This is a genomic window from Plantactinospora sp. WMMB782, from assembly GCF_049179135.1.
In the GTDB taxonomy this organism is placed as follows: Bacteria; Actinomycetota; Actinomycetes; order Mycobacteriales; family Micromonosporaceae; genus Plantactinospora.
Genome location: NZ_JBMHMC010000007.1, coordinates 5,099,282 through 5,115,191, shown reverse-complemented (window position 1 = coordinate 5,115,191; position 15,910 = coordinate 5,099,282). Strand labels below are relative to the sequence as shown.

The 15,910-nt window shown below is 73.3% G+C and carries 9 protein-coding genes; 7 read left to right on the top strand and 2 right to left on the bottom strand.

Features of this window, described 5'->3' with window-relative positions; all coding sequences use genetic code 11:
• The first annotated feature begins 32 nt into the window (after positions 1 to 32).
• The 5 genes from ACN28A_RS25205 to ACN28A_RS25185 all read left to right on the top strand — a co-directional run bounded on the left by ACN28A_RS25205 (position 33) and on the right by ACN28A_RS25185 (position 5,622).
• Complete coding sequence (locus tag ACN28A_RS25205) at positions 33 to 1,706, top strand: thiamine pyrophosphate-binding protein (protein ID WP_421398724.1); 1,674 nt, start codon at positions 33 to 35, stop codon at positions 1,704 to 1,706.
• Positions 1,707 to 1,824: 118 nt separating this feature from the next.
• Positions 1,825 to 3,078, top strand: coding sequence for a flavin-dependent oxidoreductase (locus ACN28A_RS25200; RefSeq protein ID WP_421398722.1), 1,254 nt, complete (start codon positions 1,825 to 1,827; stop codon positions 3,076 to 3,078).
• Entirely contained in the window at positions 3,075 to 4,208 is a 1,134-nt protein-coding gene (locus tag ACN28A_RS25195; protein ID WP_421398720.1) for a cupin domain-containing protein, read from the top strand. The genes ACN28A_RS25200 and ACN28A_RS25195 overlap by 4 nt, the downstream gene beginning before the upstream one ends.
• Positions 4,205 to 5,032 carry a fumarylacetoacetate hydrolase family protein gene (locus tag ACN28A_RS25190; protein WP_421398718.1) on the top strand — a complete coding sequence of 276 codons (828 nt, stop codon included), beginning with the start codon at positions 4,205 to 4,207 and terminating at the stop codon, positions 5,030 to 5,032. The genes ACN28A_RS25195 and ACN28A_RS25190 overlap by 4 nt, the downstream gene beginning before the upstream one ends.
• A complete protein-coding gene (locus ACN28A_RS25185; protein ID WP_421398715.1) occupies positions 5,029 to 5,622 on the top strand; it encodes a maleylpyruvate isomerase N-terminal domain-containing protein in 594 nt (197 codons plus the stop codon). Before ACN28A_RS25190 ends, ACN28A_RS25185 begins: the two co-directional genes overlap by 4 nt.
• A 275-nt stretch (positions 5,623 to 5,897) precedes the next feature.
• Here ACN28A_RS25185 and ACN28A_RS25180 read toward each other — a convergent pair whose 3' ends face one another.
• Positions 5,898 to 12,704, bottom strand: a complete 6,807-nt coding sequence (locus ACN28A_RS25180; protein WP_421398713.1) for a hypothetical protein — start codon at positions 12,702 to 12,704, stop codon at positions 5,898 to 5,900.
• 74 nt (positions 12,705 to 12,778) lie between these two features.
• A complete protein-coding gene (locus tag ACN28A_RS25175; protein WP_421398712.1) occupies positions 12,779 to 13,240 on the bottom strand; it encodes a hypothetical protein in 462 nt (153 codons plus the stop codon).
• Positions 13,241 to 13,711: 471 nt separating this feature from the next.
• On the opposite strand from ACN28A_RS25175, the gene ACN28A_RS25170 reads away from it, so the two are divergent.
• A complete protein-coding gene (locus ACN28A_RS25170) occupies positions 13,712 to 14,395 on the top strand; it encodes a response regulator transcription factor (protein ID WP_421398709.1) in 684 nt (227 codons plus the stop codon).
• Positions 14,392 to 15,843: a HAMP domain-containing sensor histidine kinase gene (locus tag ACN28A_RS25165; protein ID WP_421398707.1), complete on the top strand. Its 1,452-nt coding sequence runs from the start codon at positions 14,392 to 14,394 to the stop codon at positions 15,841 to 15,843. The genes ACN28A_RS25170 and ACN28A_RS25165 overlap by 4 nt, the downstream gene beginning before the upstream one ends.
• Positions 15,844 to 15,910 lie beyond the last annotated feature (67 nt).

Genomic DNA, 15,910 nt, shown 5'->3' with positions numbered 1-15,910 from the left:
CGAGGGCGCACGGCACGCCGGCGGGTCGTCAGATGACGACGGCGCCCGGAACACCGGCCGGTGACCGGACGACGGCGCACGGAACGCCGGCGGTGCCGCGGGCGGTGGCCGACGTCCTGCTCGACGTGCTCCGGGCCTGGGACGTCCGGCACATCTTCACCTGCCCCGGCAGCACCGAGGCCGCCGTCCTCGACGCGCTGGTGGTCCGGGACGATCTCGACCTGGTGCTGACCACCCAGGAGGGGGTCACGGTCTCCATCGCCGACGGACTCTCCCGGGCCACCCGGCGCCCCAGCGTGGCCTACCTGCACGCGAACGTCGGCCTGACCAACGGGCTGAGCAACCTGTACGCCGCGCAACTCGCCTATTCCCCGGTCGTCGTGCTCAACGGGTTGAAGGCCAGCTCGATCCAGGCGCGCGGCGGGTTCACCACCGGCCGGCGGATGCGGGAGCTGGTCCACCAGTACGTCAAGTCCGACTGGCAGTCGCTCACCGCCGACGCCATTCCGGAGGACGTCAACCGGGCGTTCCGGACCGCGGTGACCGAGCCGGCCGGCCCGGTCTGGGTCGGGCTCAGCCAGGACCTGACCGAGCAGGAGACCAGCGCGGCAGTTCCGTCGGTCGACGGATTCCGGTTCGACTCGCGGACCGCGCCGGCACCGGCCGGGCTGGCCGAGGCCGCCAAACTGCTCGCCGAGGCGCAGCGACCGGTGCTGGTCGCCGGCAGCGAACTGGCCCGGGTCGGCGCGATCGACGCCCTCGTGCGGCTGAGCGAGAAACTCGGCCTACCGGTGCTGCACGAGGACCGCCGTGGGCTGGAACGACCCGGCTTCCCCACCGACCATCCGCACTTCCACGGGCAGTACACCCCGCAGCACCCGCTGGTCGGCGAGGCGGACCTGCTGGTGTTCCTCGGCGCGCGGCTGTTCAACGAGTTCGAGCCGCCCCGGGTTCCCCAGCTTCCGCCGGGTGCCCGGGTCGTGCACAGCCACACCGACCCGCAGCACGTCGCCGCGATCCACGGCGTGGACGTCGGGCTGGTCGGCGACCAGCGGCTGCTGGTCGAGGCGCTGCTGGCAGGCGTCCCGCTGCCGGCGCGGCCCCGACCCGTGCCGCCGTCCCCGCCGGAGCCGGCGCCCAGTCGCGGCGGCGCCGGCGGCCGGCCCCGAGCCGCCGAGGTGGTGGACGTGCTGACCGACGCGTTGCGCGGGGCGGCCCTCGTCGGCGACGCCACCACGGCCGGCGGAGTGTTGCAGCAGCGGGCCGAGCAGCGCGGTGGCGACGACTACTTCGTCTCCACCTCCGGTTCGCTCGGCTGGGGAATGGGGGCGGCGCTGGGCGTCAAGCTCGGCCTGCCGCACCGGCGGGTGGCGGCGGTCCTCGGCGACGGCGTGTTCCAGTTCGGGATGCCGGCACTGTGGACGGCCGCCCACCGCAACATCCCGGTCAGCTACGTGGTGCTCAACAACGAGCGGTACGCCGCCGTCGGGGCCGCGCTGCGCCGGTTCGGCGGGCACGCCGTGCACCGTGACCGGTGGCCGGGCACCGACATCGCCGGCCCGAACATCGCCGAGATCAGCAGCGGCTTCGGCGTGCCCGGCCAGCGCGTCGACTCGCTGCGCGACCTGCGGGAACGCCTCGACGCGGCCGGCCGGGTCGAGCACCCCACGCTGATCGAGGTGATGACCGCCACCGACGAGTTCTGACCGTCGTGGCCGTCGAGTGCCGACCGTTGTCCGCACCGTTCCTGCCGCGGTCCGTTCGAAGCCGAGGCCGTGGCCCGTTTCGAAGTTCTGACCGTCGTCCGTTCGACCGGGGAGTGACATGTCGTATCGCGCAGCCGGCGAGGTCGCCGTCGTCGGTGCCGGAATCGGCGGGCTGGTGCTCGCCCTGGAACTGCACGACGCCGGGATTCCCTGCCGGATCTACGAGGCGGTGCCGGAGATCCGGCCGCTCGGCGTGGGCATCAACATTCTGCCGCACGCCACCCGGATCCTGGCCCGGCTCGGCCTGACCGACGCGCTGGCCCGGGTCGCGGTGACCACCCGGGAGTCGGTGTTCTTCAACCGGTTCGGCCAACTCATCCACCGGGAGCCGGCCGGCCGGTACGCGGGAAACGAGCACCCGCAGTTCTCCGTCCACCGGGGCGACCTGCAACAGGTGCTGCTCGACGCGGTACGCGAGCGGCTGGGCCCGGACGCGGTCCGGCTCGACCACCGCTGCACCGGGGTCAGCCAGGACCGGGGCGGCGTACGCCTGCACGTCCAACGGTCCAGCGACCGTACTCCGCTGCCCGACGTGCCGGCGGCGGTGGCGGTCGGCTGCGACGGCATCCACTCGGCCGTCCGGGCCCAACTGCACCCCGGGGAGGGCGAACCGCGCTACAGCGGGGTCAACATGTGGCGCGGGGTGACCGTGGCGCCGCCGGTGCTGACCGGGGCCAGCATGATCCGGGCCGGCTGGCTCAGCCACGGCAAACTTGTCGTCTATCCGATCCGCCGCGACGTCGACGGGCACGGCAACCAGCTCGTCAACTGGGTGGCCGAGCTGGAGACCCCCCGGCACAGCCGACGCGACTGGGGGCGCCGCGGCCGGATCGAGGATTTCGTCGGCGCCTTCGCCGACTGGCATTTCGACTGGCTGGACGTGCCGGCGCTGTTGCGCGGCACCGAGCAGGTGCTCGAATACCCGATGGTCGACCAGGATCCGCTTCCCCGGTGGACGTTCGGGCGGGTGACGTTGTTGGGTGACGCCGCCCATCCGATGGTGCCGCGCGGCTCCAACGGTGCCGGTCAGGCGATCCTCGACGCCGCCGCGTTGCGCCGCTGCCTGTGCGCCGACGACGATCCGGAGCGGGCGCTGCGGGCGTACGAGGAAGAGCGGCTGCCGGCCACCGCGCGGGTCGTGCACACCAACCGGAGTACCCCACCGGACATCATCCTCCGCGAGGTCTGGGCACGCACCGGCGACCGGCCGTTCGCGCGCGTCGAGGATGTCATCGGCCCGGATGAGCTGGCGGCCATCTCGCGGCGCTACGCCGAGGCCACCGGCCACACCTCAGGAAGGACAGGCAGTTGACCACGACCGACCCCCGGCCGGTGCGGATCGTCCCGACGGACGGTCCCGGCCAGCCGGACCGTACGCCCGAACTCGACGACCTCTACCTCGGCTTCGAGGCCGAGTCGCTGGTCCCGCTCTGGACCGAGATCGGTGACCTGATGCCGCCGCAACCGCGCTCGAAGGCGCTGCCGCACGCGTGGCGGTGGCGCCACCTGCTGCCGCTGGCGCAGCGGGCCGGTGAACTCGTCCCGGTGGGGCGCGGCGGTGAGCGTCGGGCGATCGCCCTGGCGAATCCGGGACTCGGTGGGGCGCCGTACGCCACCCCGACCCTGTGGGCCGCGATCCAGTACCTCGGGTCGCGGGAGGACGCGCCGGTGCACCGGCACACCCAGAACGCCTTCCGGTTCGTGGTGGAGGGCGAAGGGGTGTGGACGGTGGTCGACGGCGACCCGGTGGCGATGCGCCGTGGCGACTTCCTGCTCACCCCCGGCTGGCGGTTCCACGGGCACCACAACCAGAGCGACGCGCCGATGGCCTGGCTCGACGGGCTCGACATCCCGTTCGTGCACCTGACCGAGTCGGCGTTCTTCGAGTTCGGCCCGGACACGGTGCAGGACCGCAGCGCCCCCGCCCGGTCCCGGTCCGAAAAGCTGTGGGCACACCCGGGGATCGCCCCGGTCTCGCTGGCCGGTCGGCCGACGCCGAGTTCACCGATCGCCGCGTACCGCTGGGAGTTCACCGACCGCGCGCTGCGCGACCAGTTGGAGCTGGCCGACGACGGGCATCCCGGGGTGCTCGGGCCGGGCCACGCGGCGGTGCGGTTCACCAACCCGACCAACGGCGGCGACGTGATGCCGACGATCCGGGCGGAAATGCACCGGCTCCGCCCCGGCACCCGCACCCGGACCCGCCGGGAGGTCGGTTCCTCGGTGTACCAGGTCTTCACCGGCACCGGGCAGGTCCGGGTCGGCGACCGGGAGTGGACGGTCGAGCGTGGCGACCTGTTCGTGGTGCCGTCCTGGCAGCCGCTGACCGTCGGCTCGGAGACCGGCGTCGACCTGTTCCGGTTCGCCGACGCCCCGATCTTCGAACGGTTGCACCAGTACCGGCAACAGACCGACGACGACCTGGAAGGAGCCGGCCGGTGAGACTGGCGACGCTGCGTACCCCCGGTGGCAACCGCGCGGTGCGGGTGGACCCGGACGGCTGTGTCGACCTCGGCGCGGCCGACGTGGGCGAGCTGCTCGGCCGGGACGGCTGGGCCGGCATCGCCACGGCGGCGACCGGGCCGACGTACCCGCGCGACGGGGCGGAGTTCGCGCCGCTGGTACCGCGCCCCGGAAAAATCATCTGCGTCGGGCTCAACTACCGGAACCACATCCTGGAGATGGGGCGCCAGCTGCCCGACTTCCCGACCCTGTTCACCAAGTATCCCGAGGCGCTGGTGGGTGCCGGCGACCCGATCACCCTGCCGGCCGAGTCGCAGGCCGTCGACTGGGAGGCCGAACTGGCCGTCGTCGTCGGCGCCCCGGTCCGGCGCGCCACCGAGGAGGAGGCGACGGCGGCGATCGCGGGCTTCAGTGTGCTCAACGACGTGACCGCGCGGGACTGGCAGTACCGGACCACGCAGTGGTTGCCGGGCAAGACGTTCGAGGCGACCACGCCGTTCGGGCCGGTCCTGGTCACCCCCGACGAGCTGCCCGGCGGCGTACGTCCGACGCTGACGATGACCGCCTCGGTGGACGGCGAGGAGATGCAGCGCGCCGACACCGGGGACCTGGTCTTTCCGCCGGTCGACCTGGTCCGGTACGCCTCGACGCTGCTCACCCTGCGGCCCGGTGACGTGATCGCCACCGGCACCCCCGGCGGAGTCGGGCACGCCCGCAAACCGCCCCGGTATCTTACCGACGGGGCGCGGATGGTGACCGAGATCGCCGGCATCGGCCGGCTCGACAACGAGGCGGTGCGATGAGCGACGAAGTGCGGACCTGGCTGGCCGACGGGACCCGGCTGTTCCTGTCCGGTCTGGACAAGCTGACCGACGCCGAGTTCGACGCGCCCACCGGGTTGCCCGGCTGGACCCGGCGACACCTGGTGGCGCACGTGCACCACAACGCCGAGGCGCTGCGCCGGCTGGTCCGCTGGGCGCGCACCGGCGAGGAGACCCGGATGTACCTCGACCGGGCCCACCGCGACGCCGAGATCGAGCAGAGCGCTCGGCTGCCGGTACCCCGGTTGCGCGAACTCGTCCGTACCTCGGCCGCCGACCTCGCCGCCGACCTCGCCGGGTTACCGGCGCCGGCCTGGCACAACGAGGTCGTCACGGCGCAGGGACGTACCGTACCGGCCAGCGAGATCCCCTGGATGCGGGTCCGCGAGGTCACGGTGCACGCGGTGGACCTCGATGCCGGGATCGGCTTCGATGACCTGCCCGACGAGTTGAACCTGGCCCTCGCCCTCGACGTGCTGCGCAGGCGCTCGGCCAACGGTGAGGCCGCCGGACTGGTCGGCTGGCTGACCGGGCGGGCCGCCGAGCCGCCGACGATGGGGTCCTGGCTCTGAGCGGTCAGCAGTCGAGCGTGCGGCCGGGCCGGGCCACTTCCAGCCGGCCCCGGTATACGCGAGCAGCAGATCCGCGTGCCGGCCGCAAACCGGGCCAGGTTGGGCTCTGGGCCGCCGTCGCCGGTGTACACGACGCTGCCGCCGCCTTCGTCGAGCCGGGACCGCGACGTTGCCGAAGCCGGGTTCTCGAACGGCACAGGACGGCGATCAGCCGTTGATCCACGCCAGCTGAGGCTCTCCCCCCGGCCGCCTCGCCGGGCGGCGGCCGCACCCGCCTACCCTGCGGCGGTCGGTTCCAGATCGTCGGCCGCCATCCGCAACCACTCACGCCGGATCTCGCTGACCGCCGCCCGGTCGAGGGCGGCGAGTACGGTCATCGACTGCGGCCAGTCGCCATGGCTGAGCGCCTGGGCCATCAGGCGCCGAGCGGTGTCGGGGAGACCATGCCGGGTCGCGGTGCCGGCTGCCTCGTTCAGGACGCGAGCCTGGTCGGCCGGGTCGCCCAGCGCCGGCACCAGTCGCTCGAGCGAGGCGAGCACGACGTGGAACTGATCCGGTCCCCGGCACCAGCGCAGCAGGTCAGCCAGGGCCCCGGCCCGCTCGTCCGGTAGCCCGACGAGCATGGCGAGGCGTTGCCCGGGTTCCAGCATCCCGATCTCACCCAGCACCCTGGCCAGGGTTGCGTGGGCGCGCGCCCGTGCCGTTCGCTCGCTGATTGTCGCCACCTGTCGCTTCAACTCGGTCAGGACGTTTTCCACCGCGTCGGCGTCATGACCGGCGGGGATCCCACGCAGCAACGCGGCGAGCGCGCCTACCCGCTCGAACGGGTCGTCGATCCGGGCGGTGAAACGGCAGGCCCGCGCCAGGTCGCCGGAGGCGGCAAGGGCACGGGCCGCCGCGCTGAGCAGCCGGGTACGCACTCGCCGGTCGCTGATCCGCTGCGGAATCTGCTCGACCGCGTCGAGCGCGCCGCGGGCGATCGCCAGCCGCTCCGACACGAAACCCGGAATGGGGATCTCGGCCTGCAGCCGCTCGGCCTGCTCCAGCGCCCCCGCCGCGATCAGCGCCTCCAGGAGCCCCACCAGAACGGTGCCGCGCTTGGTCAGCTCGACGATCTCCCATGCGGTCGCCCGCGCCTCGTCGACCAGCGCGTCAACGGCGCCGGTGTCGCCGCGTCCCGCCGCCGCGCACGCCATCGCGGTCAAGGCCTGGACCCGGTGCTCCCCGAGGCCGATGTCGAGCACCAGCCGGCGGGCCCGGTCCAGGTCGTCCGCCCGCACCGCCGCCTCCACCACCAGCACCATGGCCCGGGACCGCTCGAACGGGTCGACGATGTCGGTGGCGAGGCTCTCGGCGCGGGCGAGGTTGCCGGCCCGGGCCGCCGACTGGGTGAGAGTGTGCATCAGGCGGGACCGGGTGAACGGGTCGTCGATCGACTCGGCGAACAGGTCGGCGGCAGCGGTGTCCCCGGTGGCGTCGAGGGCCTGGACGACGGCGATCCGCTCCCGGGTGTGACGCCGTTCGTCGCGGATCTCGCGGGCCACCTCCTCGGCCTGCTGCGCCGCCTCGGCGGCCCATCGCACGGCGTCGTCGTCCGGCGGTGGGCCGTCCTCGGCATTCGGCGTGAGAAGCCTCTCGGCCAGCGCGGTGAGGGCGTTGGCATGGCGCAGGCGGTCGGTCAGCAGGGGTGCGACGGCCTCGAAACTGTGGCGGTCGCCGAAATGCACCGCCTGGTCGATCACCACGGTCAATGCCTGAGCCCGCTCGGCACGGCCGATCGACCCGACGTACTCCGCCGCGGCCGGCAGGAGCCGGCGGGTCTGGGCGAGCCGGCGTACCAGGGCGACCCCGAGTTGGTCGCGCAGCTGCGGGTCGTCGATGGCCTGGATGACGGCGACCGCCTCCGACACGTCGCCGTGCTGCAGCAGGTTGTCGACGGTGGCGCGGAGCGCAGCGGCGCGTGCCGCCCGGTCGGCGCCGACCGGCGGCACCACGGGCGCCGGTGCGGGGCTCGTCGGTGCCGGCCGGGGGGCCACTGGTGCCGGTTGGCGCGGTGCCGCGGCGGCCTGCCGGGTCGCCAGGCGCAACGCGGTGGTCCGCTGCGTCGTACCGGTGATCCGGAGGGCGATCCGTTCCGCCGCCCGTCGGTCCCCCCGGTCCGCCGCGGACTGGGCGAGCACCAGGAGAGCCTGGTCGCGGTCGGCGAAGTCCGCCAGCAGCGGCAGAACCGTCTCGACGCCGTACGAAGTGATCAGTTCCTTGGCGACGGCGAGCAGGAAGCGTTCCCGGTCGTCGGGGTCGGCCAGCTCTACGACGAGTGCCCGGGCGCGGGGAACGTTGCCGGACGCGGCGACGAGCCGGAGCAGCGGTAGTAGGGCCGTCCGACGCGCCAACGGATTCTCCATCGCCCGGACGAAGGATTCGGCGTCGTCCGGGCGGCCCAGATCCCGCGCGAGTTGGGCGAGGGAGGAGAGCATCCGGTCCCGGACGGCCGGCGCGGTGGTGGTGGCAGCGAGGTCGAGAGCGCGGGCCGTGTCGCCGAGCCGCAGGGCCTCCTTCGCCTCCGCGTAGGACGCTGTCGCGGCGGAGCCCTCGATCGTTGCGATCGGGACCTCCCACTCCAGCGTCACCCGGTGCCGGGCGGCGGCCTCGCGGAGCCCTGCCATGGCCACGTACCGGCGGCGGGCGCTGCCGATGCGCGACGCCAGCGCGTACGACTGGCTCCAGTCGCCCCGGTCCCGCGCCGACTGACTGAGAAGCTCGAAGACCTGGTCCCGCGCGACCGGGTCGGTCACGTCGGCGAAGAGCTCCACCGCCTCGTCGAGCCGTCCTGCGCGCAACGCGTCCTTGACGACGGGGATCCGCTCGGCCAGGTTCTGGTCGACGGACCAGGCCGTCCCGCCGGTGGACTGCAATCGCAACGGGCCGTCGGTGAGCCGGGTCAGCTCCTCCTCGAACCGGTCGATGACGGCGGTCAGGATCTCCGCCTGCTCCATCGCCGCCCGGGCCACCGCGCGCAGCAGGCGTACCCGTCGGAGCGCGTCGCCGATCCTGGTCGCCGCATCGTACGCCAGCTCAAGGTGTCCCCCGTCCATGGCGGACTGGACGAGGTTCACCAGCTGCTCGTCGACGCGAGGCGCGGCGGGCTCGGCCGCATCGTCACCGCGCAGGGCCGCATCGTCACCGTGCAGGGCCGCATCGTCGGTGTGCAGGGCCGCAGCCTCCAGGAGGGCGGCCAGCGCCTCGGCGCGCAGCAGCGGGTCGTCGATCTCGGCACAGAACGCCCGGGCCTGCACCAGGTCGCCGGCCACGAGACCGTCCCGGACCGCCCGGAGGACCAGGTGCCGGGCGACGATCGGATCCCGGACGTCCCGGTAGATCCCACCCAGGTGCTGCCAGTCCCGTCGGTGCACCGCCGACTGCGCCAGTCGCAGCAGGGCCGTGTCCCGCTCGTACGGATCCTCGATCGCGACCGCGTTCTGCCAACTGACCAGAACGGCGGGGCGGGTGGCGGTGCGGTACCGGGCCGTCATCCGCGCCTGAGTGCTCAGAAATCGGGCGCGCAGGGCATCGTCGCGGATCTTGGTCCCGAGCCGTTCGGCGACGTCGAACTGCTTGCGCTTGCGGAGCTCCTGGCCGACCCGGAACAGCGTCTTGTCCCGATGGACCGGATCGGTAAGGTGATCGGCGGCGGCCAGCGCGACGTCGACGTCGCCCATGACGCCGGCCGTGCGGACCAGGTCGGTGAAGACCGCCCGGTCGGGTTCGTCCTCCGGGACCGAGCGCGCGATCGCGAGGGCGTCGGCCGGGTAACCGATGAGTGCCATGACCCGGACCCGCGCCCCGAACCCGCCGGCGACCTCGACCAGACGCCTGGCCTCCTCGGTGTGTCCCTGCGCCACGGCGAGCCGCCCCAGGCCGACCATGAGCCGTACCCGCTGGTCCTGGTCGTCAACGCCCACCGCCAGCCGCCGGGCCAGCGGATGGTCACCCCGGTCGGCGGTGAAGCGGGCGAACTCGGTGAGAATCAGGTACCGATCGGCCGGTTCCGACAGTCCGGCGACCACGGCGACGGCGGCGTCCCCGTCGCCGCGCCGCAGCGCCGACCAGGCTTCCCCAGCGGCGAGCCGGAGCGCCGGATCAGAGCTGTCAAGGACGATCGGGCGTGCCGGGAGGCTCTGCGGCAGTGGCTGTCGCACCGTGCTCGCCGCCGCCGGCGACGGTACGACCGGCTCGGCAACCGGCCGATCCGCCGGCTCGCCCGCCCGGTCGGCCGCTTCCTCGCCCGGATAGCCCGCAGGCCCCAACTCCGTGGGGCGCTCCGGTTGCTCCACCGTGGGGCGACTCCCGTCGTCGGCGGCGGACGGGATCTCTCCCGGCGGGCCGGCCTTCGCACCGTCGTCATGCAAGGCCGGCAGCTCGTCGTCCGACGGACCGACCAGCACTTCCTCCTCCGAGGCTCCGACCCCGGCGTTCGGTGCCGGAGCGGTCTCGGCCCGCCGCAGCGTTCGGGTGCGTACGCGCCGGTCGAGGATCAGCTCCGCATCCGCCCGGAAGCGCTCCGCGTCGCCGTCCTGCCAGGCCCGCACCGCCAGCGCGGCGCGGATCTGGTCCCGGGCGGCCGGATCGGTGACGCGGTCGAGGAGCCACTCGGCGCGCACCCGATCGCCGCTGACGGCGGCGCTGCGTGCGATCGACGCGATCCTGGTGACGGCGGCGGCCTCGTCCAACACACGGTTGACGAAGCGCGCCGCGAGGGCCAGCTCGCCGCGGTCCTGGGCCGAGTGGGCCAGGGTGAGCCACGCCTGGTCCCGGGCCGACTCCTGGTCGATGCCGCCGACGAGGGTGTCCACGGCAAGCAGGTCGCCGTGGACCGCCGCGGCCTTCGCCACCAGGATCGCGGCCTCGGCCCGCAGCGCCGGATCGGCGAGTTCGAGCGTCATCGCCATCGCCCGGCGCAGATCACCGATCATGGTGGTGGCCCGAATCCGCTCCAGCGACAGCGTGATCCGTTCCACGATCCGCTCGGCGGCCTCCACGTTTCCCTCGGCCATCAGGTCCCGGGCGGTGGCGGCGAGGGTACGGGCCCGCAGCCATTCGTCCTCGATGCCGAGCGCCAACTCCTCGGCACGCGCGTAGTCGCCGGCGTCGCGCGCCTCCTTGGCGGCGACGGCCAGCTCTCGCAGCGGCGGCGCGGGTTCCGGTACGACGGTGGGCGAGTCGAGGATCCGGCGCAGGTGCCGGGGAAGGACCACCCGCGGCCGGGACGGCTGCTCCGCCGGCGCCGCCCCGTCGCCGCCCGCCGCCGGCGCGGTGTCGGTCGGCTCGGCCGGATCCACCGGCTCAGCCCGATCGGGTTCCGTAATTTCCGGCTCCGGCTCGACCATTGTCGGCTCGGTCACCCTGGGCGAGCGGGCGGCCAGCAGCGCCAGAGCTCGGGTCGGCTCGGCGGGGCGAGCGGCCGCGATGCTGAGCATTTCAGCCGTGGCCGCGTCGCCGTGCCTGCGGGCGTACCCGGCGAGCATCGCGTACGCCTGTGCCCGGCCGAACCGGTCGACGATGTCGCCGGCCATCCGGATCGCCTGCGGCAGGTCCCCTCGCTCCGCAACCGTGTACGCCACGGCGGCCATCGCCTGACCCCGCCGCGTCGGGTCGTTGATGCTGCCAGCGAGCGACTCGGCCCGGTGGAGTTGGCCGAGCGCGGCCCAGAGCGCCGGCAGCCGGGTCGGCACGTTCGCGTTGCTGGCGGTCAGCAGGTCGTGGTGAACCGCGAGTCGCCCGCTGCGTGCCAGGTCGGGGGCGGGTGAGGCGACGAGGAGGCGGTGCGCCGCCTGAATCTCGGCCAGTGCCAGCGCGTCCCCGCCGGTACGTGCCCGCATCAACCGGTGCCGACCACTGTCCCCGGCCAGCAGGTCGAGCCGGTCGAGGTCGCCGCGGTCCTCCAGCAGTCGCGGGTAGCCGCGCAGCAGGTATGTCGGGGTGGCCGCCGGCCAGCCGTCCCCCTGGTAACGGGCGGCCCAGGCGTGCAGGGCGGCTCGGTGGCGGTCCAGGGTACGGGCTCCCAGGTGGTCCACGGTGGCAGCCAGCAGCGTCGCGTGGCCGAAAAGGTAGAGCTGCCGCTGCCGTTCGGCCACAGCCCAGCGGTCGGTACGGGTGCGCAGCAGCCGGGCCACCCGCTCGTCGAGAAGATGCTCGATCACGTACGGCGACTGCTCGGTCAGCTCCTCCAGGTCGAGGGGGCTGAGCCCGCCGCCGCTGGTGGCGAGGAGGCCGAGGACGTCGCGTTGCAGGTCGTCGCCGTCGAGCAGCAGTCGCCTGAGTTCCCGGTGCGCCCGCCGCTCGACCTCCTTGGCGTGCGGCGACCCCTTGAGGACGCGCACCCGGCAGCCGACGAGCGGATGATCGGGATATCGGTCCAGCAGATCGTCGGGGAGCGGCGTGTGTGGCCGCCCCGAAACGACGAGGCGCACCCAGGTGCCGGGACGACGGGGCAGCAGGGCGGCGATGCTCGCCAGTTCCCGCCCGCTCCGGCGGCTCTGGTCCTCGTCCAGACCGTCCACGACCAGCACCAGACGCCGGCGGGTACGGGCGGCGCGGGCAGCCGCCGAATCCAGCACGGTGCGGAAGAGCTGCGAGAGCATGGTGCCGCCCAGGCCGCCCGGCTGGTCGTCCCCGACGAGCGGCAGGAGCTGGCTCAGCATGGTGGTGACGAAGGCGGCGCTGTCCCGCTCCTCGTCGACCGTGCCGTTGACGAAGAACGAGACGACGTCGCAGTCGGCGGGCGGATGGAGCACGAACCAGGCGAGCAGGGCGGACTTGCCGGCCCACGGGTCGCCCTGCCACCAGACGTACGGCTCGTCACCGGCGCAGAACGCAGCCAGCTCGGCCAGCTCCTCCTCACGGTCGAGCAGGACGTCGGGAGCGCGCTCGCGGACGTTTGTCTCATGAGCCGACGGGGGCGGAAACGGACTGACGGCTGACTGGTAGACCAGTGTGTTGATGCTGTGTGCGGCGATCGAACGGTTGGTGGCCGTGGTGCTGACCGAAGCGTGGGGTGACGCTTCGACCGGATCGGGCCTCACCGGTGCGGCGGGGCGGGGTGTGGCACCTGGCTCGACGGCCGGGTCGTGGATGCCACCGACGGGGGAGCCGGGAGCTAGCTCGAGGGCTGTCCCGGCCGGGAAGGGTCCAGGTGGACACCGCCAAAGTCAACATTCCCCATCGTCATCGCGGCGGCGCTGCCCCGGTCGGCGACGACGACGGCGTCTCCGCCGACCACGATGGACGACTCGGCCGCCGGGCTGGCCAACGCCGCCGCGGTCACCAGCTTCTGCAGCTCACCCGCTGCCTCGGGGTGGTCCTCCAGCAGGTCGGCAAGGCGGCCCCGCCACTGCGAGGCGATCTCGTCCCGGGCCGCCTCCAGCTCGGCGCCGGAGCGACCAACCAGCTCGTTCTCGACCCGCTCCAGGCGGCGTTGCGCCACCGCCGTGCGTTCGGCGTCGCCCCGACCGAACAGCCGCGCGAATCCGGTCTTGACTCCGTCCCAGGCATCGGTGGCAACGGCGGTGACCAGCGCGGTCGCGCCCGCCGTGGCGAGCGTCATCCAGTCAGGTTCCACGGTCAGCGTCCTCTCCGACGTGTTGTCGTGATGCGCCGGACAACGGTCCGGCCGGGATCAGTCGCGTCCGGCCACGATGGACGGCCGCTCGTCGTCAGGTCATCCAATGTAGGCGTGATCGTGAACAAAGAAATCATCTGACGGGAATCCGTCACAGCCTGTCCGGCTCGCCGGCCAGCGGCCGCACCCCGGGCGCGAGCAGTTCCCCGCACGCCGCCGATACCGACAGCTGCTCACGCTGCCATAATCGCTGGTCAGACGAGCTCGGTCCATCTGTTTGGGTCGGTGACGCCGGCGGGGCGGATGTCGTTGATGATGCGTTGAGACCTCGGGGACCAGGAGGATGCGGGCGTCCGTAGGAGCACGGGCCGCGGGCACCACGGCGGCGCCGGCTCTAATCCTGGCCTCAGGTCGATCGGGAAGAGTAGGCGGCAAAGTACCGACTGGAGGGGGCGGGCCGGCGTGCGAATCATGATCGCGGATGATGACGCGGCCATCCGGGAGTCGCTGGAGCGAGTGCTCCAGGTCGAGGGATATGACACCAGCAGCGTCGCCAACGGCCTCGCTGTGCTCGACGTGGTCGGTGCGGCCGGCGGTGACGCGCTGGATCTGCTGATCCTCGACGTGATGATGCCCCGCCTCGGCGGGTTGGAGACCTGCCGGCGGTTGCGGGCCGCGGGCCGGGGTCTGCCGGTGCTGATGCTGACCGCCCGTGACCAGGTCTCCGACCGGGTCGCGGGGCTGGACGCGGGCGCCGACGACTACCTGCCCAAGCCGTTCGCCACCGAGGAGTTGCTGGCCCGGGTGCGGGCCCTGCTGCGCCGGCGCACGCCGACCGACGGGGAGCCGCAGATCCTGTCGTTCGCCGATGTCCGGCTCGATCCCGACAGGTTCGAGGCGTGGCGGGGCGGGCGGCCGCTGCGCCTGACACGGACCGAGTTCTCCCTCCTAGAGGTCCTCGTGCGCAACGCGACCCGGGTGTTGACCCGCGACGCGCTGTTCGAGGCGATCTGGGGCTTCGACATGAGCGCCACCGCCAACAACCTTCAGGTGTACGTGAGCTACCTGCGCCGCAAGATGGAGGCCGAGGGTGAGCCGCGATTGATCTACACGCTGCGCGGCCTGGGATACACGTTGCGGGAGACTCCTCCGTGAGCAGGCACGCCGGCCGGAACCCGCGCCGGCTGACCCGCTGGTGGCGCCGGCGGTCCCTGCGGACCAGGCTGACGGTGATCGCGGCGACGGCCATCGCGGTCAGCGTGTTCGTGTCCTTCCAGGTGGCCAGCGAGCTACTGGACTTGGAGCTGCGGAACACCGCCGAGAATCAGCTACGCGCCGACTCCCGCATCCTGGCGACGGACGCGGAGCGCGCCGGTCTGGCGCAGGTCCAGCTACCGCCGTACTCCGGATCCGGTCGGCTGGTGCGGGTCATCCTGCCCGACGGCTCGACCCGGACCCCGGCCGGCCAACCCGCGCTGCCCCCCGTCAGCGAGCGCGCCGGGCGCGTGGCGCAGGGCGGACAGGCCGACCTGATGGAGTCGAACGGCAGCGACGAGGACGGCTACCGCATCTACACGCTGCGGGCGGGCGACGGCGCGGTCCAGGTGGCCCGCGTCACCGACGACAGCCCGATCAACCAGTTCGGGTTTGGCATGTTGGTGATCGGGCTGCTCTGCGTGGTCGGCGGCGCCCTTGTCGGGCGGACTGTGGCGCGGACCGGGCTGGCACCGATCGACCGGCTGACCGCCGCCGCGGTACGTGTCGCGCACACCCGGGATCTCGACGCCGACATCCCGGATGAGGGCGGTGGGGAGATCCGACGACTGATCCAGGCGATCAACGGCATGCTCGCCGCGCTCCGGGACTCCCGGCGGGCCCAGCGGCTGCTCGCCGAGGACGCCGCCCACGAGCTCAAGACCCCGCTCACCAGCCTGCGCCTCAACGTCGAACTGCTGATCCGGCTCGACCGGCGCGGCACCCTCGACACCGCCCTCCCGGCGGAGGGCCGGACCCGGCTGCTCAATGATCTTGGCGCCCAGGTGGCCGAGTTGAGCACTCTTGCCGCCGAGCTGACCGACCTGGCGCGCGGTGACGTCAGCGACGAGAGCACCGAGCTGCTCGACCTCGCCGACGTGGTGGTGGCCGCCGCGACCCGGGCGCGTTCCCGCGTGCCCGACATCGAGGTCGCGCTCGACCTCACGTCCGTCTGGGTGAGCGGCCGTTCCGCTGCGCTCCAGCGGGCGGTGCTCAACCTCGTCGACAACGCCGGCAAGTGGTCCCCCCCGGACCAGCCGATCCAGGTCCGGCTCCGTGCCGAGGGCACGTCGGCGGTGCTCGAGGTCGACGACGCCGGGCCGGGCATCGACGCCGCCGACGTACCGCGGGTGTTCGACCGGTTCTACCGTGCCGACAGTGCCCGGGCGTTGCCGGGATCCGGTCTTGGGCTGTCGATCGTGCAGCGGGTCGTCGACGCCCACGGCGGCCGGACCACGGTCGGCCGCTCCGCACGCGGTGGCGCGCTGCTCCGGGTCGACCTTCCGACCGCGGCACCGACCGCCCGGATCGCGCGGCGCACCGCCGGGGAGGACACCTCGGCGTGCTGACCCGCCCGGCGGCGCAGCGCCGGACAACGCCCCACCCGGCGGCACGGCGCCGGACAACGCCCCACCC